The 22,663-nt window shown below is 69.7% G+C and carries 19 protein-coding genes; 10 read left to right on the forward strand and 9 right to left on the reverse strand.

The genetic code is table 11. The features are described from left to right. The first annotated feature begins 346 nt into the window (after nt 1-346). Nucleotides 347-1,687: a CoA transferase gene (locus ACZ6DL_RS26125; RefSeq protein ID WP_466054958.1), complete on the forward strand. Its 1,341-nt coding sequence runs from the start codon at nt 347-349 to the stop codon at nt 1,685-1,687. Between the two features lie 64 nt (nt 1,688-1,751). On the opposite strand, the gene ACZ6DL_RS26130 is transcribed toward ACZ6DL_RS26125, so the two are convergent. Continuing rightward, complete coding sequence (locus ACZ6DL_RS26130) at nt 1,752-2,327, reverse strand: TetR/AcrR family transcriptional regulator (protein WP_466054960.1); 576 nt, start codon at nt 2,325-2,327, stop codon at nt 1,752-1,754. Nucleotides 2,328-2,444: 117 nt separating this feature from the next. On the opposite strand from ACZ6DL_RS26130, the gene ACZ6DL_RS26135 reads away from it, so the two are divergent. The 3 genes from ACZ6DL_RS26135 to ACZ6DL_RS26145 are packed head-to-tail and all read left to right on the forward strand — an operon-like array spanning nt 2,445 to nt 5,364. Further along, nucleotides 2,445-3,497, forward strand: coding sequence for a nucleoside hydrolase (locus ACZ6DL_RS26135; protein WP_466054962.1), 1,053 nt, complete (start codon nt 2,445-2,447; stop codon nt 3,495-3,497). Next, nucleotides 3,494-4,378 carry an amidohydrolase family protein gene (locus ACZ6DL_RS26140; protein WP_466054964.1) on the forward strand — a complete coding sequence of 295 codons (885 nt, stop codon included), beginning with the start codon at nt 3,494-3,496 and terminating at the stop codon, nt 4,376-4,378. The genes ACZ6DL_RS26135 and ACZ6DL_RS26140 overlap by 4 nt, the downstream gene beginning before the upstream one ends. Nucleotides 4,379-4,401: 23 nt before the next feature. Next, nucleotides 4,402-5,364: an endonuclease/exonuclease/phosphatase family protein gene (locus ACZ6DL_RS26145; RefSeq protein ID WP_466054966.1), complete on the forward strand. Its 963-nt coding sequence runs from the start codon at nt 4,402-4,404 to the stop codon at nt 5,362-5,364. Nucleotides 5,365-5,510: 146 nt separating this feature from the next. Here ACZ6DL_RS26145 and meaB read toward each other — a convergent pair whose 3' ends face one another. Genes meaB through ACZ6DL_RS26160 form a run of 3 tightly spaced genes read right to left on the reverse strand, consistent with a single transcriptional unit; the run spans nt 5,511 to nt 10,686 of the window. After that, nucleotides 5,511-6,554, reverse strand: coding sequence for a methylmalonyl Co-A mutase-associated GTPase MeaB (gene meaB, locus ACZ6DL_RS26150; RefSeq protein WP_393238671.1), 1,044 nt, complete (start codon nt 6,552-6,554; stop codon nt 5,511-5,513). Beyond that, complete coding sequence (gene scpA, locus ACZ6DL_RS26155; protein ID WP_466054968.1) at nt 6,551-8,830, reverse strand: methylmalonyl-CoA mutase; 2,280 nt, start codon at nt 8,828-8,830, stop codon at nt 6,551-6,553. The genes meaB and scpA overlap by 4 nt, the downstream gene beginning before the upstream one ends. Then, on the reverse strand, nt 8,830-10,686 hold the full coding sequence (locus ACZ6DL_RS26160; protein WP_466054970.1) for a methylmalonyl-CoA mutase family protein: 1,857 nt from the start codon (nt 10,684-10,686) through the stop codon (nt 8,830-8,832). The genes scpA and ACZ6DL_RS26160 overlap by 1 nt, the downstream gene beginning before the upstream one ends. Nucleotides 10,687-10,866: 180 nt before the next feature. On the opposite strand from ACZ6DL_RS26160, the gene ACZ6DL_RS26165 reads away from it, so the two are divergent. Continuing rightward, nucleotides 10,867-11,553, forward strand: coding sequence for a TVP38/TMEM64 family protein (locus ACZ6DL_RS26165; protein ID WP_466054972.1), 687 nt, complete (start codon nt 10,867-10,869; stop codon nt 11,551-11,553). Between the two features lie 8 nt (nt 11,554-11,561). Here ACZ6DL_RS26165 and ACZ6DL_RS26170 read toward each other — a convergent pair whose 3' ends face one another. The 4 genes from ACZ6DL_RS26170 to ACZ6DL_RS26185 all read right to left on the reverse strand — a co-directional run bounded on the left by ACZ6DL_RS26170 (nt 11,562) and on the right by ACZ6DL_RS26185 (nt 15,936). After that, nucleotides 11,562-12,464, reverse strand: a complete 903-nt coding sequence (locus tag ACZ6DL_RS26170; protein ID WP_466055123.1) for a S1C family serine protease — start codon at nt 12,462-12,464, stop codon at nt 11,562-11,564. A gap of 158 nt (nt 12,465-12,622) precedes the next feature. Continuing rightward, entirely contained in the window at nt 12,623-12,991 is a 369-nt protein-coding gene (locus ACZ6DL_RS26175; RefSeq protein ID WP_466054974.1) for a nuclear transport factor 2 family protein, read from the reverse strand. A 151-nt stretch (nt 12,992-13,142) separates the two neighbouring features. Continuing rightward, on the reverse strand, nt 13,143-14,081 hold the full coding sequence (locus ACZ6DL_RS26180; RefSeq protein ID WP_466054976.1) for a CorA family divalent cation transporter: 939 nt from the start codon (nt 14,079-14,081) through the stop codon (nt 13,143-13,145). Nucleotides 14,082-14,910: 829 nt separating this feature from the next. Continuing rightward, nucleotides 14,911-15,936 carry a hypothetical protein gene (locus ACZ6DL_RS26185; RefSeq protein WP_466054978.1) on the reverse strand — a complete coding sequence of 342 codons (1,026 nt, stop codon included), beginning with the start codon at nt 15,934-15,936 and terminating at the stop codon, nt 14,911-14,913. A gap of 114 nt (nt 15,937-16,050) precedes the next feature. On the opposite strand from ACZ6DL_RS26185, the gene ACZ6DL_RS26190 reads away from it, so the two are divergent. From ACZ6DL_RS26190 to ACZ6DL_RS26210, 5 genes are all read left to right on the forward strand, one after another. Then, nucleotides 16,051-16,701, forward strand: coding sequence for a TetR/AcrR family transcriptional regulator (locus ACZ6DL_RS26190; protein WP_466054980.1), 651 nt, complete (start codon nt 16,051-16,053; stop codon nt 16,699-16,701). 339 nt (nt 16,702-17,040) lie between these two features. Next, nucleotides 17,041-18,348 carry a hypothetical protein gene (locus ACZ6DL_RS26195; RefSeq protein ID WP_466054982.1) on the forward strand — a complete coding sequence of 436 codons (1,308 nt, stop codon included), beginning with the start codon at nt 17,041-17,043 and terminating at the stop codon, nt 18,346-18,348. A gap of 74 nt (nt 18,349-18,422) precedes the next feature. After that, the gene (locus tag ACZ6DL_RS26200) at nt 18,423-18,872 is read left to right on the forward strand and encodes a helix-turn-helix transcriptional regulator (RefSeq protein WP_040866561.1); all 450 of its coding nucleotides are present in this window, start codon (nt 18,423-18,425) and stop codon (nt 18,870-18,872) included. A 5-nt stretch (nt 18,873-18,877) separates the two neighbouring features. Continuing rightward, nucleotides 18,878-19,288, forward strand: a complete 411-nt coding sequence (locus tag ACZ6DL_RS26205; protein ID WP_040866560.1) for a VOC family protein — start codon at nt 18,878-18,880, stop codon at nt 19,286-19,288. 306 nt (nt 19,289-19,594) lie between these two features. Next, a complete protein-coding gene (locus ACZ6DL_RS26210; protein WP_466054985.1) occupies nt 19,595-21,988 on the forward strand; it encodes an ATP-binding cassette domain-containing protein in 2,394 nt (797 codons plus the stop codon). A 66-nt stretch (nt 21,989-22,054) separates the two neighbouring features. Here the strand turns inward: ACZ6DL_RS26210 and ACZ6DL_RS26215 are convergent, their stop codons facing one another. Further along, nucleotides 22,055-22,654 (reverse strand): TetR family transcriptional regulator, encoded by a 600-nt coding sequence (locus ACZ6DL_RS26215; protein WP_466054987.1) that lies wholly within the window; start codon nt 22,652-22,654, stop codon nt 22,055-22,057. Between the last annotated feature and the right edge of the window lie 9 nt (nt 22,655-22,663).

Raw genomic sequence — 22,663 nt, forward strand, 5'->3', positions numbered from 1 at the left:
CAAGGTTCGCCCGGTCTCGATCCCGCGGGATCGTGGGTCTTCCCCGAAGGTCTCGGACCCGTCAGCACCTCATCCGCTACCCCGGGAACACACGTCTGCGATCAGGCGGTCGCCGCCCGAGCGCCCGCGGCGGTCCGACCCGGCCGAACGCGACGGCCGGTCGACGACAGCATCGCCGCATGGGCGCACGGCGCACCGGTGCGCGGAGCCGACGCGTCTTCGAGCCGAATCGGCGCAGGTGGCCGTGGGGAGCGGCGCGGCGGGCGGAAGTGGCGTCCTTCGCGCATGCCGGGCCTGAGGGACCACGCCACGCGAGTTACCCGGGGCGCCAACTAGGCTGAAGCGAGTGAACACGCACGCACGGCTCGTCCAGGACTACGAGGCCGGTATAGGTGTCACCGCCTCGCGCATCTCCCCCGCGCCCGATCCGGGTAGCAATCTCGCCGCGACATTACCGGTCTGGGCACTGGCCGCCGGTTCGATCGCGGCGCTGACCACGGCCGCGAACCGCATGCGGACCGCACGCGGTCTCCACCCGGTGGCGCATCGCCTCGATCCCGCCCGCATCACCGCGGCCTTCTCCAGCGAGCGTCTGTTACGCATCGGTGGCCGGATGCCGACACCGTTCGCCGATCTTTCCGGCTTCTTCCCCACCTTCGACGGCTGGGTTCGCACGCACGCCAACTATTCGCATCACCGGGCGCGACTGTTCGCCACGCTCGGCCTGCCCGACTCAGCGCCGGTCGACCTCGCCGTCGCCCAGATGGCCATGATCCGCGCCTCGGACCTGGAGGAGCAGGCCGCCGCGCACGGAGCCATCGCGGTGCGCGTCCGCACCGAGGAGGAATGGTCCGCGAGCCCGCAGGGACAGGCCGCGGCAGCGGGTCCGCTGGTCGCGATCACCGACCGCCCCGACCGCGGGGAGACCGGCTTACCGGCGGCCACCGCGCCTCTGCAACCCCTGCGAGGCGTGCGGGTGCTCGATCTGACCAGGGTGATCGCGGGACCGGTCGCGACGCGCGCGCTGGCGTTGCTCGGCGCCGAGGTGCTGCGCGTCGACCCGCCGCAGTTGCCCGAGATCTCCTGGCAATTCGCCGACACCTGCCAGGGCAAACGCTCGACGCTGGTGGACCTGCGCACCCACGGCATCGATGATCTGATCGCCGCCGCCGACGTGCTGATCACCGGATACCGGCCGGGCGCGCTGGAGCGGGCCGGAGTGCGAGCGGCCGCCCGTCCCGGATTGATCCACGGGCGGGTGTCCGCCTGGGGTGAAGCCGGTCCCTGGGGTGATCGTCGCGGTTTCGACAGCATCGTGCAGGCGGCGTCCGGCATCTCGATCGTCGAGGGCGCGCCCGCCGTGCCGGGGGCGCTGCCCGCGCAGGCACTCGACCACGCGTCGGGTTACCTGCTCGCCGCGGGCGTGATCGACGCCTTGGTCGCGCGCAGCGACGACGGCGTCGGACGGGACGTACGAGTGGCCTTGGCGCGCACGGCGTCCTGGCTGCTCGACGCGCCGGACCGCACACCGCGTCACCCTAAGCCCGCGATGCCGAGCGCGGCGCACGTGGTCCGGCACGGGCAGGTCGTCACCGCGCCGCCCGTGCTGGCCGAGTACCCGGATTACGCCTCGCCCGCGCCCGCCTACGGCGCGGACCATCCCGCGTGGCCGCTGCCGACGCACTGACCGTCCCGCCGGGAGGCCGCGGAGATCGTCCGCGGCCTCCCTCCGGGGAGCTGCCGAGCCGGCACTAGATCTCCACCCCCGCGAGCGCGGCGACCGCCTGCGCCAGGCGGTCTCCGTCGGGCAGGTTCGCCTCCGGAGCGATGGTCTGTAGCACGCCGAGCCCTTGGACGAGCACGAAGTACAGCTCGGCGATCGCCTCGGCCTGCGCTTCGTTCAGCTGCGGGTGCGCCTGCCGCAGCGCGTCGGCCATGTCCCGGTAGGCGCCGGGCAGGCTCTGCGCGAAGAACTCCTGCGACTCCGTCGAGCGCGCGACGCGCACCAGGTTCTCCAAGCTCGCCAGCATGCTGTCGCGGTTCTCGGTGAACACCGCGGGCATGCCGTTCCACATGGCTGCGAACGCCGCCAGGGGCGCCGAGCCGCTGCCCTCGCGAATCTTCGCCTCCATGTTGTCGCCGATCGCGGTGCCCAAAGCGTCGCTCAGCGCTTCGGTGATCAATTGGTCCTTGGAGCCGAAGTGGTAGCCGATCGCCGCCAGGCTCACACCGGCCGCCGAGGCGATGTCGCGGGCGGTCGCCCTGGCGACGCCTCGCTCGACGATGACTTTCCGTGCTCCCGCCAGCAGATCCTCGCGATTTCCCATACCCACAGGCTACAACGTCTTAGACAAACGTACTAGACGTATGTACTACCTACTGCGACCGCCGAGCAATCGGCACCTCGGCGCGGGCCCGGCATCCACGCTCGCTAGTCTCGTGCCGTGCGGCAGAAGATCATCCTGGACGTCGATACCGGCATCGACGACTCCCTGGCGCTGCTGTACCTGCTCGGCTCCCCCGAGGCCGAGATCGCCGGCATCGCCGCCACCGCGGGCAACGTTCCCGCGGCGCAGGTGGCGGCGAACAATCTCGCCTGGCTGGACGTCTGCCGCGCACCCGTGATCGAAGTGGCGCTCGGCGCCGCCGATCCCCTGGCGATCCCACTGCGCACCACCGAGGACACGCACGGGCCCCTGGGCATCGGATACGCCGAACTTCCCGCCTCGACTCGCCGTCTCTCGCCGCGATCGGCCGCGCTGATGTGGGCCGAGCTGGTGCGCGCCCATCCCGGCGAGATCGTCGGCCTCTGCACCGGGCCGCTGACCAATCTCGCCCTCGCGTTGCGGATCGAACCGGATCTGCCGCTGCTGCTGGATCGTCTGGTCATCATGGGCGGCGCGTTCAACCATCCGGGCAACACCACGCCCACCAACGAGTGGAATGTGCACGTCGACCCGGAGGCCGCCAAAGAGGTCTTCGACGCGTTCGCCGCGGCGCCGGCCGAGCGTAGGCCGATCGTCTGCCCGCTCGACATCACCGAGACGATCGAGATGCGACCCGAGCACCTGGTCCGTCTGGCCGAGCGGGCGAAAAGCTTTCCGGTGGAAGTCCTCTCGCCCGCCGACCCCCCCGAGGCCCGATCGGCCGCGAGCAATCCGATCGTCCGGCACGTCACCGATGCCGTGCGGTTCTACTTCGACTTCCATCACGGGTACGACCTGGGGTATCTGGCCCATATGCACGATCCGTTCGCGGCCGCGGTGGCGCTGGACCCGGCGCTGGCCCGCACCCGTCCGGCGACGGTGGACGTGGAGCTCGCGGGTACCCTCACCCGCGCGACCACGGTCGCCGACTGGGCGGGCATGTGGGGCCGGGAACCCAACGCCGACATCGTGATCGGCACCGACCCGGAGCTGTTCTTCGAACGACTGATCGCCCGGGTCGGCGACCTCGCGCTGACGGTGCACCCGCCGACGCCGCAGGAGGTCCGATGACCGCCGCCGACGACGCGACCTACCTGTCCGCCTTCCGCGCCGGGCTGGGCCTGCCCGGCATCATCGACGTGCACACCCATTTCATGCCCGATCAGGTGATGCGGAAGGTGTGGGCGTATTTCGACACGGTCGGGCCGCTGACCGGCCGCACCTGGCCGATCACCTACCGCGACGATGCCGAGGTCCGGTTGAAGACTCTGCGCGACTTCGGCGTGCGCGCGTTCACCGCGCTGGTGTACCCACACAAACCGGACATGGCGGCGTGGCTCAACGATTGGACCGCCGACTTCGCCGCCGGTACCCCGGATTGCCTGCACACCGCCACCTTCTTTCCCGAGCCGCAGGCGGCCGGTTATGTCGGCGACGCGGTCGAGCGCGGCGCGCGCGTCTTCAAAGCGCACGTCCAAGTCGGCGGCTACCACCCGGGCGACCCGCTGCTGGACCCGGTGTGGGGCCTGCTGGAGGACGCGCGCATCCCCATCGTCATCCATTGCGGTTCCGGCCCCGCGCCCGGAACCCACACCGGCCCGGAGCCGATCGCCGGTGTGCTGCGGCGCTTTCCGCGGCTGCGGCTGATCATCGCGCACATGGGCACGCCCGAGTATTCCGAATTCCTCGACCTCGCAGGCGATTACGCGGAAGTTCGGCTGGACACCACGATGGTGTGGACCGATTTCTCCGAGGCCGACGCTCCGTTCCCCGTGCACGAGCACGGCAGACTGCGCGCCTTCGCCGACCGCATCCTGTTCGGCAGCGACTTTCCCAATATCCCGCACTCCTACGGTCATTCGATCGAGGCGCTCGAACGGCTCGAACTCGGTGACGACTGGTTGCGTCAGGTCTGCTACCGCAACGCGGCGACGCTGTTCGGTATCGAGTGAACGGGCGCGCTCGGGTATCGGACGTGATTTCGAAGTCGGTTCTGCTCGGTATCCGTCTGCTGGCGTGGGTCGCGGCTCTGGCCGCCGTCGCCGGGATCGCCCTGCACTTCAACGGGTCGTCGTCTCGAATACTGGTTCTTGCGGCGTCGGGCGCGCCGTATCTGATGGGTTCTGCCGTCCTGGGTGCGGTCACCTTCGTCGCCATGGGGCACCGGATCGGCGCGGGAGTCGCGATCGTGGTCGTCGCCATCGCGACGTGGACGCAGGCGCCGCTGTATGTCGGCCACCCGGACGACAGTGGCGGGCACACCGTGACCGTGATGCAGGCCAATCTCCTGTTCGACGGAGCCGACCCCCGGGCGCTGGTCGATGAGGTGCGCGCACGGAACGTCGTCGTGCTCACCGTCGACGAGCTCACTCCCACGGCGGTCGAGGACCTCGGCCGGGCAGGTCTCGATCAGGTACTGCCGTACCGTTTTCTGTCGCCGGGAAGAACCGCGACCGGGACGGGAATCTGGAGCGGCCACCCCCTGTCGGAAACCGTGGAGTACGACGGCTTCGTGTTGAACCAGCTCTCGGCGACCGCGGAGATCCCGGGCGCAGGGCCGGTCACGGTGTACGCCTTCCACCCGGTACCGCCGGTGTACGGGACGCGCGTCTGGGCCGACGAATTGTCCCGGGTGCGCAACATTCTCGACCGCTCGCCCGCGAATCGACCGGCGATCGCCGGCGGCGACTTCAACGCGACCTACGATCACCGGCAGTTCCGTGCGATGCTCTCCGGCCGCTTCGGCGACGCCACCGAACAGGCGGGCGCCGGGCATTTGGTCACCTATCCGACCGACAAGCGCTGGCCGCCCCTCGTCGGCATCGACCACATTCTCGTCGCGGACGGTCGCGCGGTCGCTGTGGAGACCGTAGACCTCCCGGGAGCCGACCACCGCGCACTGGTGGCGCAGGTCCGCTTGCCCGGGAAGCAACGGTAAGCCACCCGGCGAGGTCGGCCGAATCCCGGGACCGTCGAGTGTCCGCCGCGCGAACGGTCGCGCAGGCCGAGGTGGCCTCCGCAGTTCCGCATCGACCCGGCTGCCATGCCGATGCCGCACGACGCGGCGTTCGCGCCTACGGCAGGTCAGCGTCCGTCGAACGCGCGCAGTAGTTCCTCGGCGGCGAGCGCGGCGGTCAGGGTGCCCTCGCGGACCTGTTTTTCCACCTGCGTCCGAATGGCTTTCACCTCCGGGTTGTCCGCGAGCCTGCGCAGCAACTGGTCGTGCACCATGGTCCAGGTCCAGTCGACCTGCTGGCGACGCCGCTTCTCGGCGAACTCACCGGCGTCGGTGAGCACGCGGCGGTGTTCGAGCACCGTGTCCCAGAACCGGTCCAGACCGACGCCTTCCAATCCGCTCATGGTCAGCACCGGCGGCCGCCACAGCGCGTCGTGCGGATGGATCAGGCGCAGCGCACCCGCGAGTTCCCGGGCGGCGGCCTTGGCCTCGACCTGATGTTTGCCGTCGGCCTTGTTCACCGCGACCAGATCGGCGAGTTCGAGTACACCCTTCTTGATGCCTTGTAGCTGATCGCCGGTCCTGGCCAGGGTCAGGAAGCAGAAGACGTCGACCATGTTCGCGACCGTGACCTCCGACTGCCCCACCCCGACGGTCTCGACCAGGATCACGTCGTAGCCCGCCGCCTCGAGCAGCGCGATGGTTTCCCGCGTCGCCTTGGCGACGCCGCCGAGCGTGCCCGCGGTGGGCGAAGGCCGGATGTAGGCGTCGCGTTCCACCGACAATCGCGCCATCCTGGTCTTGTCGCCGAGGATGGAGCCACCGGTCCGGGTCGAGGACGGGTCGACCGCGAGCACCGCGACCCGGTGGCCCTGCCCGATCAGGTACATGCCGAGCGCGTCGATGAAGGTCGACTTGCCGACGCCCGGAACGCCCGTGATGCCGACGCGGTTGGAGGGCGCGCCCCCGGCGCCCGCCTCCGGCGAAACCTTGAGCAGCAGTTGCTGCGCCAGCGCCCGGTGATCGGCCCTGGTGGACTCCACCAATGTGATCGCCCGCGCCAGGGCGGCCCGCTCGTTGGCGCGGACCGCCGCGGCGAGGGCGTCGACATCGATCGTGCGACGCGCGGCCGCCTTCGGGGTGGCGCGCGCCGCGGAACCGGCTTCGCTCATTCCGTCGCGGCGGAATCCGTGGCGCCGCTGCCGAGTTCGTGACCGAGTTCGGCGCCGAGCTTCTTCAGCAGGTCGATCGCCGCGTCCGCGATCACCGTGCCGGGCGGGAAGATCGCCGCGGCACCCGCCTGGTAGAGCTCCTCGAAGTCACCGGGCGGGATCACGCCGCCGACGATGACCATGATGTCGGGGCGTCCGACATCGGCCAGTGCCTGCCGCAGGGCGGGCACCAGCGTGAGGTGGCCCGCCGCCAGCGACGACACCCCGACGACGTGCACGTCGTTGTCGGCCGCCTGCTGCGCCACCTCTTCCGGAGTCTGGAACAGCGGGCCCACGTCGACGTCGAAGCCGAGGTCGGCGAAGGCCGTGGCGATCACCTTCTGTCCCCGGTCGTGACCGTCCTGGCCCATCTTCGCGACGAGGATCCGCGGCCTGCGGCCCTCGGCCTCGGCGAATTCCTCGACCAGCTCGCTCGCCTTGGTGATGTTGGTGACCTTTCCTGCCTCGTCGCGGTACACGCCGGAGAGCGTACGGATTTCGGCCTGGTGCCGTCCGTACACCTGCTCCAGCGCATCGGAGATCTCGCCGACAGTGGCCTTGGCCCTTGCCGCGTCGATCGCCAGCGCGAGCAGGTTATTCGCCATGCCGCCCTCGGAGGAGGCCGCGGCACGGGTCAATTCGGCCAGCGCCCGCCGCACGGCGTCGGGATCGCGCTCGGCCCGCAGCCGCCGCAGCTTCTCGATCTGCTCGGCGCGCACCCGCGAGTTCTCGACCTTGAGGACCTCGACCTGCTGGTCCTCTTCGACCTGGTACTTGTTGACGCCGATCACCGGCTGCTGGCCGGTGTCGATGCGCGCCTGGGTCCGCGCGGCGGCTTCCTCGATACGCAGCTTCGGGATGCCCTCGCCGATCGCCTGCGCCATGCCGCCGTGCGCCTCCACCTCCGCGATATGCGCGCGGGCGCGGTTGGCCAGCTGGTGGGTGAGCCACTCGACGTAGTACGAACCGCCCCACGGGTCGATCGGGCGGGTGGTGTTGGACTCCTGCTGGATCAGCAGCTGGGTGTTGCGGGCGATGCGGGCGGAGAAGTCCGTCGGCAGCGCCAGCGCCTCGTCGAGCGCGTTGGTGTGCAGCGACTGGGTGTGCCCCTGGGTGGCGGCCATCGCCTCGATGCAGGTGCGCGCGACGTTGTTGTAGGCGTCCTGCGCGGTGAGCGACCAGCCGGAGGTCTGCGAATGGGTACGCAGCGACAGCGATTTCGCGCTCTTCGGGTTGAACTTCGCGACCAGCTCGCTCCACAGCAGGCGCCCGGCGCGCAGCTTGGCGACCTCCATGAAGAAGTTCATGCCGATGGCCCAGAAGAACGACAGGCGCGGCGCGAACTTGTCGACTTCCATGCCCGCGTCGATGCCCGCGCGGATGTACTCGACACCGTCGGCGAGGGTGTAGGCCAGCTCCAGGTCGGCGGTCGCGCCCGCCTCCTGGATGTGGTAGCCGGAGATGGAGATCGAGTTGAACTTCGGCATCTTCGCGCTGGTGTAGGCGAAGATGTCGGAGATGATCCGCATCGAGGGCTTGGGCGGGTAGATGTAGGTGTTGCGGACCATGAACTCCTTCAGAATGTCGTTCTGAATGGTTCCGGCCAGCTGCTCGGGCGCGACGCCCTGCTCCTCGGCGGCGACGACGTACAGCGCCAGGATCGGCAGCACGGCGCCGTTCATCGTCATCGAGACGCTGACCTGGTCCAGCGGGATGTGGTCGAACAGCTGGCGCATGTCCAGGATCGAGTCGATCGCGACGCCCGCCATGCCGACGTCACCTTGCACGCGCGGGTGATCGGAGTCGTAGCCGCGGTGGGTCGCCAGATCGAAGGCGACCGACAGGCCTTTCTGGCCCGCCTGCAGATTGCGCCGGTAGAAGGCGTTCGAATCCGCGGCGGTGGAGAAGCCCGCGTACTGGCGGATGGTCCACGGCTGGTTGACGTACATCGTCGGGTACGGCCCGCGCACGAACGGCGCGACACCGGGCACGCTGTCGAGTGGATACCCTTCGGCGGCAACGGCGTCCCGGTCGGCCTTGGTGAACACCGGCGGCACATCGATGCCTTCGGGCGTCGACCACACCAGTTGCTCGGGTGCGTACCGGTTGGCCGCCGCTGCCGCGCGCACGTACTCGGTCACCTGCGCCGCGTCCACCGCGGCGGGCTCCGGCGCGCGCTCGGTCAGCGGCACATCGGCGAAACTGCCGATCACATGCTTGATCTCACGAGTAGTCATCAGGCTCCCACCTTCTCCAGCAGGCCGGACAGCGCGGCTACGGCGTCGATGCGCGCGGCGAGGAATCCGTCCGGGCGCCGCGCGCCGTCGAGGTCGGCGACGGCCTTCGCCGAACCCGCCAGCAGCACTGTTCCCACCCCGGCGGCACGCAATTGCTCCACCGCCGCACCGGCTTCGGATCCGTAGCGCGTATCCGACCCGCACAGGACCGCGATCGGCGCCCCGGCGTCGGTGGCCGCGGCGGCGATGCCGTCCACCGCGAGCGGTCCGGGGTTGATCGACTCGATGCCGCCGGAGGCCAGCAGGTTCGCGATGAAGGTGACCCGCACGTTGTGCTCCGCCACCGAACCGAGCGGCACCAGCAGCGCTTTCGGCCGCGCGCCGTGTTCGGCGAGGTAGGCGTCGGAGCGGTCGCGCAACTGCTCGAACGCCGCGCCGTAGCGAGCGACCCGGCCCGCCTGCCGCGCCGCCTCGGACAACGGCTGTTCGGCCAGGTTCGGGAATTCGTTCACGCCGGTGACGGCGGTCTTGCGGTGCGCGACATCGGCATCGCGGGCGTCCTTCGTCGCGGCGACGCGCTCGGCGAGCATGCCCGACTCCAGCGCGGCGAGGTAGCCACCGGCCGCCTCGATCTCCTGGAGGAACTCCCACGCCTTCGCCGCCAGCGCGGCGGTGAGGTCCTCGACGTACCAGGAGCCCGCACCCGGGTCGAGCACGTGGCCCAGATGCGATTCCTCGAGCAGCAGCAACTGGGTGTTGCGAGCCATCCGGTCGGCGAACGACTTCGAGACGCCCAGCTCACCGGGCGGCAGGGCGGAGTCGAACGGCAGCACGGTCACCGTGTCGGCCCCGCCGATGCCGGCGCCGAACGCGGCGAGGGTGGTGCGCAGCATGTTCACCCAGGGATCGCGCCGGCTCATCATGGCGGCCGAGGTGACCGCGTGTTGCGGCGCGCCGCCGAAATCCGGTGCGCCGCAGACCTGCGCGACCCGCGCCCAGAGCCGCCTGGCGGCACGGAGCTTCGCGATGGTGGCGAACTGATCGTCGGTGGCCGCGAACCGGAACTCCAACTGTTCCAGCCCGTCGGCGATGTCGACGCTCTCGGTCAGCGCCCGCAGATAGGCCAGGCCAGCGGCGACGGCCGCGCCCAGTTCCTGCGCGTCGGAGGCGCCCGCGTCGTGGAAGACGGTGCCGTCCACGGTGATCGCGCGAACCGTTTCCGGCCGTCCGGCGGCCCGTCCGGCCAGCGCGACGGCCTCGGCGAGACCGGTATCGGGAAGGTCGGCGAAGCGGCTGGTCAAGGGTGCTGCGCCGAAGCAGACGCGGATGTCATCGCGAGCGGGCGCGGCGTAGCCGTCGAGCACCGCGAACACCTGGTCCGCCGCGTCCGCGACGTCGCCGCCCGCGTCCAGCGTGAGGGGGGCCAATTCGAACAGCAGGCCGTTCAGCGCGGTCGGCAGCTCCGCCACCGGCACGCCACGCTCGCCCACGCCGAGCCAGATCGCGCTGATCCCGTTCTCCAGCGCGGCCAGGATCTCCCGGTTGGCCGCCGCGGCGTCGCGCTGGGCGAACTGCGCGCTGACGAACCAGCCGCGGTGTACATCCCGGGTGGCGTCGCGGCCGCGAACGAAGGGGAAAGTTCCCGGCAGGGGCTGCTCGGGCAACTCGTCGCGCCGGGTGTAGAGCGGGGCGACGGTCAGCCCGTCGTAGGTGGTCTCGTCGAGCAGCCGCTCGGGCTCCTCGGGAAGTTCGCCGACATCGACGCGGCGAGCCTTGGCCAGCACCCCGGCAACGCCCTTGCGCCACGCGGCGTATTCGGGCACCGGATCGGCCCCGGAATCTGAAGCAATCGGCATAGCTTGCTGTTCCTCTTCCTCAACACGGGCGCACCGGCAGTGTGCGCCCGATACCCTCACATTCGCCCAGCTCAGCGACTACTTCGGTTAACGGGCATTCGTCCCGCTCCTCTGATGCTAGCGGGCGGATTCCCAGCCGGTTGATCCTGCCCGCCACTACCAACCGGTAACCTGTCGCGGATGACCAGGCTGCTCCGGGACCCGCGTATCTTCGCGCTGATCGTCGGCGCGGTGGCGTTGTTCGGCGCGGCCCTGCTGGTTCCGCTGCCGTCGCCCCGTCAGGTGCAGGACTGGGCGACGTCCGTCGGCCCCGTCTTTCCGCTGCTGTTCTTCCTGGTCCACGCCCTGGTGACGGTGGCGCCGATTCCACGCACCGTCTTCACCGTGAGCGCCGGACTGCTGTTCGGCCCGCTGCTGGGCATCACGCTGGCGGTGGGGGCGACGACCGTCAGCGCGGTACTGGCGATCCTGCTCGTGCGCGCGCTCGATCGCGATCAGGTGGCCGCCCGGCTCACCCACCCCGCGGTGCGCGCGATCGATGAACGTCTCGCACGCCGGGGCTGGCTGGCGGTGGGCTCGCTGCGGCTCATCGCGGCCGTGCCGTTCTCGGTGATCAACTATTGCTGCGGGTTGTCGTCGATCCGGTTCTGGCCCTACCTGATCGCCACGGTGCTCGGCGTACTGCCCGGCACCATCGGGACCGTCATCCTCGGTGACGCGCTCACCGGGACGACCCATCCGGCGATGCTGGCGCTGTCCGGCGTCTGCCTCGCCGTCGGCCTGGGCGGTTTGGTCGTCGACGCGCGATGGAAGACAGAGTCACCTGCGCAGCCCCCCGCCGCCGAGCCCGTCCCGGCCGTCGACTAGGCCCGCGCTCAGTCCGCCGCCAATTCCACCGGGACCGCGATCACGTCCACCATGGCCCCGTTGCGCAGCACGGTGACGGGCAGTTGCACACCGATCGCCTCGGCGAACAGCTGTCGCTGGATGCCCTGGGCGTCACGCACTTCCGACCGTGCCACGCTCAGCACCAGATCACCGCGGCGCAGCCCGGCCTGTTCGGCGGGGCCGCCGCGGACCACCTCGACGATGCGCACTCCGGCGGCCTGGCCGGTGCGCGCGGCGACCGGCTCGGGCAGCGGCGCGGGCACGCCGACCAAGCCGAGGTAGGCGCGCCGGACGCGTCCCTCGGCGTGCAGCGTGCCGATGATCCGGCGCGTCGTCGCGTTGATCGGGATGGCCAGACCGAGTCCGATCCCCGCGACCGCGGTATTGATGCCGACCACCCGGCCTGCCGAATCCGACAGGGCGCCACCGGAATTGCCGGGGTTCAGCGCGGCGTCGGTCTGGATCACGTCCTCGATCACCCGGCCGGCACGGCGAGACGCCACCGGAACCGCGCGCCCGAGCGCGCTCACCACGCCCGCCGTCACCGAACCCGCCAGGCCGAGCGGGCTGCCGACCGCCACCACCAGCTGACCGACCACCAATCGGTCGGCGTCCGCGAGCGGCACCGCGCCCGGCGCGCCATCGCGAGCGCGCAGCACGGCCAGATCCGACAGCGGATCCACCCCGACCACTTCGAACCGGGATTCCACTCCGTCGGCGAAGACCACCTCTCCCCCGCTCGCCACGCCGACGACGTGCGCATTCGTCAGCAGGAATCCGTCGTCGGTGAAGACCACCGCCGACCCGCTCCCCCGCCTGGTCCGCACACTGGCCACGTGCGGGGTCACCGACGCCGCCACCGCGATCACGGTGCGGGAGTAGGCATCCATCGCGGCGTTGTCCACGCCGACCACCACCCTGTTTGCCGGAACTGCACTCCTGACGTCCAGGATGCCCCCGTGGCGTGGACGACGCACCGTGTTCGCCGCAGGCGCAAACCGGACGGCGGCCTGCCGGGCGTGTCGCGGAATGCGCCGCGGCCCGCGAGCTACGCCGAGGGCACCCGGTCGAGGAAGCCGTGCACATTCGTGATCCGGCCGTCGGCGCCGAGGGTGATCACGTCCGAGCCCGCGACCGGGGCGCTGCCATCGGCCGCCGAGACCAGCTCCCAGGAGAACCGGGCGATGTCGTGGTGGCCGTCGACCTCGCCCACACGGCGGAACTCGAAGCCGGGGAACTGCGCCTGCGCTCCTCCGATGGCCGCCGCCAGCTGGGCGTGCCCGCTCACCTCCGCGAGCGGATCGGTGTATCCGCCGTCCTCGGCCCAAGCGGCCGCGACCGCCGCGGCCCTGGCTTCCTCGTCGGTGGCATTCCACGCGGCGAAGTACCGATCGACCGCTTCGTCGTAGCGCGACATGATGAATCCTCCTGTGCGGTAATGGTTTACAGTCGCCGATCCGGGTTTCTCCGATCGGCTGACCCCAACCTTGCCGTGCCGCGCGCCTCGCGTCGATTACGCGCGAGGTAATGATCGCCGGAAACGAAGCGGTCGCCACGCGGGCGGGGATTCAGCGCAGTAGGCCCTTCTTCCTCAGGTACGCCAAGGGGATCACCGCGGCCATCAGCGCCAGCAGTGCGGTGACCAAAAAACCCAACTGCCAGGAGATTTCGGAGATGCCGGTGAGATCCATGGCGTAGCAGCCCGCGATCAGCGTGGGCGGCAGGAAAGCCGCGGTGGCGACGGTGAACGCCCGGACGACCTCGTTCTGACGCGCGCCCAGCCAGGTCGTCACAGACTGCTGGAGGTAGCGGGCCTTGTCGGATTCGACGCGCGCGTGCTCCTTCACCCCGTCGATGTCGGCGAGTAGGAGGCCGATGGAATCGTTCAGCTTCCCGTGGCCGGAGCCGGCGTCGGCCATCAGGTGGCGGGCGGCGCGGGCCAGTTGCAGCTGGGTCTCGCGGGTGCGCGCGACGATGCGCGCGGTGGCGTCCAGCCGTGAGATGGCCTCGCGGAGGTCAGCGATGTCGGTGCCGCTTCGATCACGGCGTTCGAGTGCCTCCTCGATCTCCTCGCGCATCGCCTCCAGCTCGTCACCGGCGTGGTGGAGCACCCGCTCCGACGCCTCGTTCAGTGCCCACAGCAGCGCGTACATCACCCCGTGCGCGGATCCGGCGAGTTCCGGGCTGCGGCGCATTTTCGCGACCGCCTTGTCGAAGGGGACGAAATGCTCGGACGGCTGGAGCGTCACGAGGAATTCACCGCCCAAGGCGAAGACCATCGTCGCGTGTTCGATCGTCTCGCCGCGCTGGTAGCAGGCGACCACCGGGAAATAGAGGAAGTTGTCGGATTCCCAGACCTGCCTGCCGGCGACGGTGAAGTCGATCCCCAGCCGTTCCCGGAGTACGGCAGCGGTGTCGGCGTCGTCGGCGGCGAGTGGAATCCAGTGCTGCTGGAGCACTTCGGTGTCGAAGTGGTCGGCGGTCACGGCGCTGAGAAAGGTCGTCATCGACTATCGCTGCCCGGGGAAGGAGCGCAGGAGCGAGGCCGCCTGCTGGGGACGCTCCGGTTTCCGTGTCCGAGGCGATGTTTCGGCTTTCTCGAGCAATGTGGCCATAGCGGGGACTCCAATACTTACTATCGTGCGGGGCTGGCACGCCCCTCCGGGACAGAGGACGCGCGCACGGGGCGGGCAGCGTCGAGCCACGACGAACCCGCCGCGCCGTGGTCGAAGGACGACCGCATCGGCCGGACGCGCACGCCGTTACGCGTCGAAGAGCTGACGAAGGTGGAATTCGATGCCGCGTCGGACGATCGGGGCGCCGTTGCCCGGCCGCCGATCGCGTACAGATCAACGACGCGGCGGCGCAACCCGTTTCTCGAGGGCGGCCCGGCTGTAGACGTCGATACTGTCAACCGGCATCTGCCGCTCACCTCGCTTCGTTGGTCGACCGGCGCACGAATTGCGCCATCCATCATTAGAAACCCGCCGATCGAGGTACGTCAATCAGTTGCGCAAGTATTCGACAACGCGCCACCCGGTGGAAATGCAACGGCCCGGATAACGTCCAGGACAGCGGTTTTCGGTCCTGCGGCGCACCGGCCGGTCGGTGGCGACCGTGCGGTTGCACAGCCGGACACGCGTCGCGGATGACCTTGTCCCACCGCACGCAACACCACAAGTCACCACGCAGGTACATCCCGGCCGGCACCAACGTCCGTTCTTCGGAGGCCGTGCCCGACGCCGCGCCCGTGACGACGCCATCCTCGACTCGAACCGCACGGCATCACCGGACAGTCGGCACCGAAAGGGGCGCACCCCTACCGGTTCTCGGGCCCTAGTGGTTCCGGTAGTAGTCGGCCAGGGCGTCGAATGCGGCTTTGGGCTCCCACGGGAGATCCGGGTAGGTATCGCCGCGGCGGTCCTCGAAGACTTTGACCACGCCGTAGCTGGCCAGGTCCAAGTCGTCGCGCGGGTCGCCGTCCGGGCGGTGCACGTGGTCGTAGAGCGCGAGGACGAACACGAACGCGCTGTCGACGCCCTCGGCGTCGAAGACCTCCAGCAGCTCGCGCAGATATTTCGCCTGCCCGGCCTCGTCGCGGGCGTACTCCCCGTTCAATCGGATCGGTCCGCGAATGTCGTCGTATTCGACGATCTCGAGCCCGTGCGCGCCGAGATCGCCCGCGCCCGCGAAGGTCGACGCACCGAACTCGGTGATCGCGAGCGGCTTTCCCGACGCGACGAGCGTGCGGACGCCGTCGCCGAATCGGTCGGCGACCTCGGCCGTGCGATACAGGTCCACCGACACGATGTCGAAAGCGGTCCAGTCCACGCGCTCCAGCGGGATGGACGCGTAGGTGATCCGGCCACCGAAGCGCGCCCGGACAACAGCTACGGCCTTGTCGAGGAAGTCGTTCACACGCCTGCTTGCCTCGACGACCCGCTCTCCCAGGTCATGTGGCCGGCTGGTCAGCGAGTGCACGCGCTCGTCGAGGCTGTCGCCGGGGAGGAACCCCTTGTGCATCAAGCTCAGTTCGGCGCCGGTCACGAACACCACTTCGGCGCCCTGCCGTCGAATCCGCTCCGCTCGCTCGGCGCAGTCCGCGAACAGGGTGAGCATCTCCTCGATTGTCGATTCGAGAGGGTACGGCGAGAACCATATTTCGAGACCCAGCTCGGCCGCACATGCCGCGGCGAGTTCCAGCCGCGCGGGATCGCCTCCGATGATCCGCACCGCGTTGCAGTGCAGATCGTCGCGAATGATACGCAGTTCGCGTGCCACGATTTCCGGGTCGAAATGCCGGCGGGAGATTCGCCCGTCGCGGATGAAGCCGGTCTCGTAGCTGATGCCCTTGGCGCGCACAGGCACCGTCCTTTCATCATCAAATAGAGTACATCAAGTACCTTAAAGAAGTTGAGCGGGCCGGGCAAGCCCGGTGCCGGAACGTAGGATCGGCACCGACTGCGAAAAGGAGGCATGGTGGACGATGCGGCGCGGCAGCCGGGCGCCGGACAGACGCGCAGGCGCGGACCCGCCCTCGAAGAGGCGATTCTGCGGGCCGCGGTGGACGAACTCGTCGAATCCGGTTACGCCGCACTGACCATGGACAAGGTCGCCGCCCGCGCCGGGACCAACAAGAACGCCATCTACCGGCGCTGGCCGAACCGCCTCGCCCTCGGCATCGCCGCCTACCGGCAGCTGGCCAGGACGACGCCTCCACCCGATACCGGAAACCTGCGCGAAGACGCGCTCGAGCTGCTGCGCCGGGTCAACCGCCACTGGAGTTCGCCCTCGGGCGCGATCCTGCGCGAGCTCATCGCCGCCTCCGGCGGCGCGTCGGAACTCCTCGCACAGCTGCCGGACCAGTCCGGCGATGCCGCCGCGGCCCCTTGGCTCACCTTGCTGGGCCGCGCGGTGGCCCGGGGAGAAGCCGCCCCCGAAGCGCTGCACCCCCGGGTCGCCACCGTGGCCCTGGTTCTGCTCCGCAACGAATTCGTCGTGCGCGGAGCCCCGACCGCACCCGATGACGTTCTGGTCGACATCGTCGACGAGGTCTACTTGCCGCTGATCCGGCGGCGCGATCCGGCCGCACCGGCGGACGCCACTCGTCCACCAGCGCGTTGCTGAAGTGGACGCCCGTCCAGCTCGAGTACTCGGCATCGGGCCGGTTCGGCGCGACGAACGGCCGTGCCGCGGTTTCCGCGCAGCTGACGGGCAGGTTCGCCGTTCACGCAGGACAGCGAACCGATGAGTAGCTTTTCGCCCACTTCCGGCACCCCGCCGCGGGCGCACCCACCGAACCCGCCAGTAGGGTTGACCACGACGTTGCCAGGCCTAATGCTCTTGTTTGGCCGAACAGCTCGAAACCGGACATTCGAACGATCCTCATCGTCGTTGCGCCGAGTTGTGGCGGCCACGACGCCGGTGCGGACCTGCTCCGGTGTGCAGAACTCGAGGGGAGATCGCGTGACCTACCGCCTGACCGATATCGATTGCGTGAGTGCGCGGGGGCACTCCGCGCTAGGGGGCACCCTCGCGATACAGGCGGTCTGGCGTTACGACCGTCCGGTCGACATGGCGGCGCTGGAGCGTTTCCACGAGGCACTGCGGCACGGCGGGCTGGGGAGAGCGGTCGCGCCCGCGATGATCCCGGCCGCCGGGGACCGGTGGACCACCCGCACCGAGTTCAGCCCGCTCGAGGTCACGGAAGCGCCCATCCCTCCGGGCGATCTGGAAGCCTGGATCGCCGAGCAGGGGCATGCCGAGTTGCGCACCTTCGGCGGACCCGCATGGCGGCTGGCGGCGACCCACCTCGACAACGGGGGAAGTGCGGTGTCGCTGCTGGTTTCGCACACCCTCGCGGACGGCCAGGCGTTCTGCGCGGCGGTCACGGACGCGGTCGCGGACAAGCGACTCGATCTGGCGTACCGCAGCGACGAATTCGGTCGGATGCGTCTGCTGGCCGGGGATCTTCGCGATGCCGCGCGGCGCGCCCGGTCGTTGCCGTCGGCTGCCATTCTGGCGTTGCGGTTGGCCGTGACCGGACGGGGCGGCAAGACCGGACCTACCGACGAGGACGCGCGGCACTTCCGTCTGCCGACGGTCACCGCGACGGTCCCGGCGCAGCTCTGGCATGCGGCGGCGCGCGGCCGGGGCGGCACCGGCACCACCTTGGCGGTGGCGATGATGGCGTCCATCGCCACCGCGATCGGCCGCACCGACGACGAGGGCCGGGTTCGCATGATGATGCCGGTCAGCACCCGCACCGCCGACGATCTTCGCACGAACGCGCTGACCTCCATCGCCTTCGAGGTGGATACCCGCGACGGCGAACCGGCCGACCTCGCCCCGCTGCGCGCGGTGATGAAGGAACAGCTCAGCGCGGCCACGGCCGGCGGACCGGATGTCCCCCCGCTGGTCCCGGTCGCGGTGGCGCTGCCGCGCGGACGCTACGCGGTGCTGGCGCGGCAGGCCGCCACCGACGCCATCTCGACGGTGTGTTCCAGCCTCGGCAAGCTCGACTCCGAGATCCTCCGCATCGACGGCCGTCCGGCCTCGGCGATGATGCTCGGCCTGGTCAATCAGAGCCTGAACTCGCGGACCGTGGTGACCGAACGCGGCGGCAATCTGTACGTCGCGCTGGTCGAAACCGGGGAAGTGATCACGCTGCGTGTCATGGGTTTCCACCCGCCGACGCTCCTGGACGCCGAGCAGCTCACCGAGCTGGTGCGGGCCGCGCTCGCCGAGTACGAGCTCTCGGCGACCTTCTGGTAGCGGCGGAAGGGTAGCCTGCCGGCCCAGCGGCGCCATGCGGTCGCTTGTCACCGTGATGTGGCACGATCTGGTGAGTGACCAGCAGACCCGCCGCGACGCAGCACCTGCACGACCTCGCGCGGCTGCGCCGCGTTCGCGACCGCATCGACCGGGAGTACGCGCAGCCGCTGGACGTGGAGGCGCTCGCGCGCGACGCGCACATATCGGCCGGGCACCTCAGCCGCCAGTTCCGGCTCGCCTACGGCGAGTCGCCGTACGCCTATCTGATGACGCGGCGCATCGAACGCGCGATGTCGCTGCTGCGCCGGGGCGATCTCAGCGTCACCGAGGTCTGTTTCGCGGTCGGCTGCTCGTCGCTGGGCACGTTCAGCACGCGCTTCACCGAGCTGGTCGGCGTGCCGCCCAGCGTCTACCGGCGCGACGCCGCGCGCACAACGGCGGGAATCCCGTCGTGTGTGGCGAAACAGGTGACCAGACCGATCAGGAATCGAGAAGCGCCGGTTACCGAGCCGCAATTAGCCTGACTGCCATGGACATCACCATTCACGCGAGCTTCCTGCCGCACGACGATCCGGACGCGGCCCTCGCCTTCTACCGTGACCTCCTCGGCTTCGAGGTGCGCAACGACGTCGGATACGAAGGGATGCGCTGGCTCACGGTCGGCCCCGTCGACCAGCCGGGCACGTCCATCGTTCTGCACCCCCCGGGCGCCGACCCGGGCATCACCGATGACGAGCGCCGCACCATCACGGAAATGATGGCCAAGGGCACCTATGGCGGCATCCTCCTGGCTACCAAAGATCTCGACGGCGCTTTCGAGCGGCTGGTGGCCGGGGACGCGGAGATCGTCCAGGAGCCGACCGAGCAGCCGTACGGGGTCCGCGACTGCGCCGTCCGCGATCCCGCGGGCAACCTGATCCGCATCCAGCAACTGCGCTGAGCCACCCGGCGCGCGGCCGCGCCCCGAGCGATGGCCACCGGTCACACCGAGCAGCGTCACCGTGACGAAGACGTCCGCGTGCCCGCGACTCGGTGGGCGGTGGGTCGGCTTCGGAGCCGCTGCCCGCGACAGCCTGCTCACGACCGGTCCGCCGCAGGAAACGGCCGCGACCCGCCGCTGGTCCGACGTCTCGGACCGGGCGCATCGAACAAACACTCAGACGGATCGGTCCAGCTGGTTGAATCGAGCCAGGCGACGCCGACCCCGGGCCGCGCAGGCGGCCCCGCCCGACAATAGGGAGACATGATGAGCACGGCCACGACGACGGACAGGCGGTCGCCCGCGCCGCACGCTGCCGACAGCCACGATCTGATCCGCGTGCACGGCGCGCGCGAGAACAACCTGAAGGATGTCAGCATCGAGATCCCGAAGCGGCGGCTGACGGTGTTCACCGGCGTCTCCGGCTCGGGCAAGAGCTCCCTGGTGTTCAGCACCATCGCCGCGGAGTCGCAGCGGCTGATCAACGAGACCTACAGCGCCTTCGTCCAGGGCTTCATGCCGACGCTGGCCCGGCCCGATGTCGACGTGCTCGAAGGGCTGACCACCGCGATCATCGTCGACCAGCAACGCATGGGTTCGGACCCGCGCTCCACGGTCGGCACCGCCACCGATGCCAACGCCATGCTGCGCATCCTCTTCAGCAGGCTCGGGAAGCCGCACATCGGCTCGCCGCAGGCGTACTCCTTCAATGTCGCCTCGATCAGCGGAGCGGGTGCGGTCACGACCGAGCGCGCCGGAAAGACCGTGAAGGAGCGCCGCAGCTTCAGCATCACCGGCGGCATGTGCCCACGGTGCGAAGGCAGGGGCTCGGTGTCCGATATCGACCTCACGCAGCTCTACGACGATTCCAAGTCGCTCACCGAGGGCGCGTTCACCATTCCCGGCTGGAAGTCGGACAGCTTCTGGACGGTGCGGGTCTACGCGGAGTCGGGCTTCGTCGACCCGAACAAGCCGATCCGCAAGTACACCAAGAAGGAGATGCAGGACTTCCTGTACAAAGAGCCGACCAAGGTGAAGGTCGAGGGCGTCAACCTCACCTACGAGGGGCTGATCCCGAAGATCCAGAAAACGTTCCTGGCCAAGGATCGGGAGGCGATGCAGCCGCACATCCGCGCCTTCGTGGACCGGGCGGTCACCTTCACCACCTGCCCCGAGTGCGACGGCACGCGGCTGAGCGAGGCGGCTCGATCATCGAAGATCAAGAGAATCAGCATCGCGGACGCCTGCGCGATGCAGATCAGCGACCTGGCCGAATGGGTCGGCGGCCTGGACGAGCCGTCGGTGGCGCCGCTGCTGGCGGCGCTGCGGCACACCCTCGACTCGTTCGTGGAGATCGGGCTGGGCTACCTCTCGCTCGACCGGCCCTCGGGCACGCTGTCGGGCGGTGAGGCTCAGCGCACCAAGATGATTCGCCACCTCGGCTCCTCGCTCACCGACGTGACCTACGTCTTCGACGAGCCGACCATCGGCCTGCACCCCCACGACATCCAGCGGATGAACGATCTACTGCTGCGGCTGCGGGACAAGGGCAACACGGTGCTCGTCGTGGAGCACAAGCCGGAGACGATCACGATCGCCGATCACGTCGTCGACCTCGGCCCCGGCGCCGGCGCGGCGGGCGGCGCCGTCTGCTTCGAGGGCAGCATCGAAGGGCTGCGGGCCAGCGGAACGGTCACCGGCCGCCATTTCGACGACCGGTCTTCGCTCAAGGAGACGGTGCGCAAACCCACGGGCGCGCTGGAGATCCGCGGCGCGAAGGCGAACAACCTGCGTGACGTCGACGTCGACATTCCGCTCGGAGTTCTGGTCGCCGTCACCGGTGTGGCCGGGTCCGGCAAGAGCTCGCTGCTGCACGGGTCCATTCCCACGGGCGAGGGCGTGGTGTCGGTGGACCAGGCGCCCATCCGTGGCTCGCGGCGCAGCAACCCGGCGACCTACACCGGACTGCTCGACCCGATCCGCAAGGCGTTCGCGAAGGCCAACGGCGTGAAGCCGGCGCTGTTCAGCGCCAACTCCGAGGGAGCCTGCCCCACCTGCAACGGGGCGGGCGTCGTCTACACCGACCTGGCGATGATGGCCGGTGTCGCCATTCCCTGCGAGGAGTGCGAGGGCAAGCGGTATCAGGCATCGGTGCTGGAATATCACCTCGGCGGCCGCGACATCAGCGAGGTGCTCGCGATGTCGGTGCTCGAGGCCCAGGAGTTCTTCGGCGACGGTGCGGCGCGCACGCCGGCCGCGCATGCCATCCTCGGCAGGCTCGCCGACGTCGGACTGGGCTACCTCAGCCTCGGCCAGCCGCTCACCACGCTGTCCGGCGGCGAGCGGCAGCGGCTGAAGCTGGCCACCCACATGGCCGACAAGGGCGGCGTCTACATCCTCGACGAGCCGACCACCGGCCTGCACCTCGCCGATGTCGAGCAGCTGCTGAGCCTGCTCGACCGGCTCGTCGACTCCGGCAAGTCGGTCATCGTCATCGAACATCACCAGGCGGTCATGGCGCATGCCGACTGGATCGTCGACCTCGGCCCCGGTGCCGGACACGACGGCGGCCGGGTCGTCTTCGAGGGCACTCCCGCCGACCTCGTCGCCGCCCGCTCCACCCTGACCGGCAAGCACCTCGCGGACTACATCGGCGCCTGATCGAGGCCCTCGTGGCCACCGAGCGATTCGGTGGCCACCGGCTGCCTGCGCTGCGACGATTGCCGCCTAGCGGAGGTGGTCCGACATCGCGGCGGCTCCGGCATCGCCGTTCACCACGGCCGTCAACTCGCCGAACGACTCCCGTACCAGGCGTGGCAGTTCTTTCGTGTTCGCGTCGTCGTGCCAGCGCCGGAACGCCACCCGGAATACGGCGATGCCGGTCTCCCCGGCCAGGTTCGCCGCGGACTCGGCGACGCCGCGCTCACACAGCGCGCCCGTTATCGCCGCCGCCAACGAGGCGAGCTTGATGAGTTCGCGCTCGCGCAGCTCCGCATTCGCGTCGATGACGGCTTGCCGCTGCCGGGAGAACTCCCGCCGCTCCTGTAACACCGCACCGATGGCTTCCACGGCCGCCGCGGTCGCTTGGATCGGCGCGGCCGACTCCGGCGATTCCGCGACGGCGCGAATCAACACATCGTGCAGCGCCGTTCCACCAGGGAACAACACCTCCCGCTTGTCGGCGAAGTGCCGAAAGAACGTGCGCTCGGTCAGTCCGGCCCGCTTGGCGATCTCGGCCACGGTGGTCTGCTCGAACCCCCGTTCGGTGTAGAGCTCGAGCGCCGCGGACTCCAGTCTGCCGCGCCCGTTCGGCTCCCATCTACCCATGTCCGAATT

The sequence above is a fragment of the Nocardia sp. NPDC041819 genome (assembly GCF_055590505.1).

Excerpts from the sequence above, each read along its gene's own strand:
- ACZ6DL_RS26190 (WP_466054980.1), top strand. The coding sequence starts at position 16,051 with ATGGTGGACGATGCGGCGCGGCAGCCGGGCGCCGGACAGACGCGCAGG.
- ACZ6DL_RS26210 (WP_466054985.1), top strand. The coding sequence starts at position 19,595 with ATGAGCACGGCCACGACGACGGACAGGCGGTCGCCCGCGCCGCACGCT.
- ACZ6DL_RS26140 (WP_466054964.1), top strand. The coding sequence starts at position 3,494 with ATGACCGCCGCCGACGACGCGACCTACCTGTCCGCCTTCCGCGCCGGG.
- ACZ6DL_RS26130 (WP_466054960.1), bottom strand. The coding sequence starts at position 2,327 with ATGGGAAATCGCGAGGATCTGCTGGCGGGAGCACGGAAAGTCATCGTC.
- ACZ6DL_RS26205 (WP_040866560.1), top strand. The coding sequence starts at position 18,878 with ATGGACATCACCATTCACGCGAGCTTCCTGCCGCACGACGATCCGGAC.
- ACZ6DL_RS26175 (WP_466054974.1), bottom strand. The coding sequence starts at position 12,991 with ATGTCGCGCTACGACGAAGCGGTCGATCGGTACTTCGCCGCGTGGAAT.
- ACZ6DL_RS26160 (WP_466054970.1), bottom strand. The coding sequence starts at position 10,686 with ATGCCGATTGCTTCAGATTCCGGGGCCGATCCGGTGCCCGAATACGCC.
- ACZ6DL_RS26180 (WP_466054976.1), bottom strand. The coding sequence starts at position 14,081 with ATGACGACCTTTCTCAGCGCCGTGACCGCCGACCACTTCGACACCGAA.
- ACZ6DL_RS26170 (WP_466055123.1), bottom strand. The coding sequence starts at position 12,464 with ATGGATGCCTACTCCCGCACCGTGATCGCGGTGGCGGCGTCGGTGACC.
- meaB (WP_393238671.1), bottom strand. The coding sequence starts at position 6,554 with ATGAGCGAAGCCGGTTCCGCGGCGCGCGCCACCCCGAAGGCGGCCGCG.
- scpA (WP_466054968.1), bottom strand. The coding sequence starts at position 8,830 with ATGACTACTCGTGAGATCAAGCATGTGATCGGCAGTTTCGCCGATGTG.
- ACZ6DL_RS26215 (WP_466054987.1), bottom strand. The coding sequence starts at position 22,654 with ATGGGTAGATGGGAGCCGAACGGGCGCGGCAGACTGGAGTCCGCGGCG.
- ACZ6DL_RS26165 (WP_466054972.1), top strand. The coding sequence starts at position 10,867 with ATGACCAGGCTGCTCCGGGACCCGCGTATCTTCGCGCTGATCGTCGGC.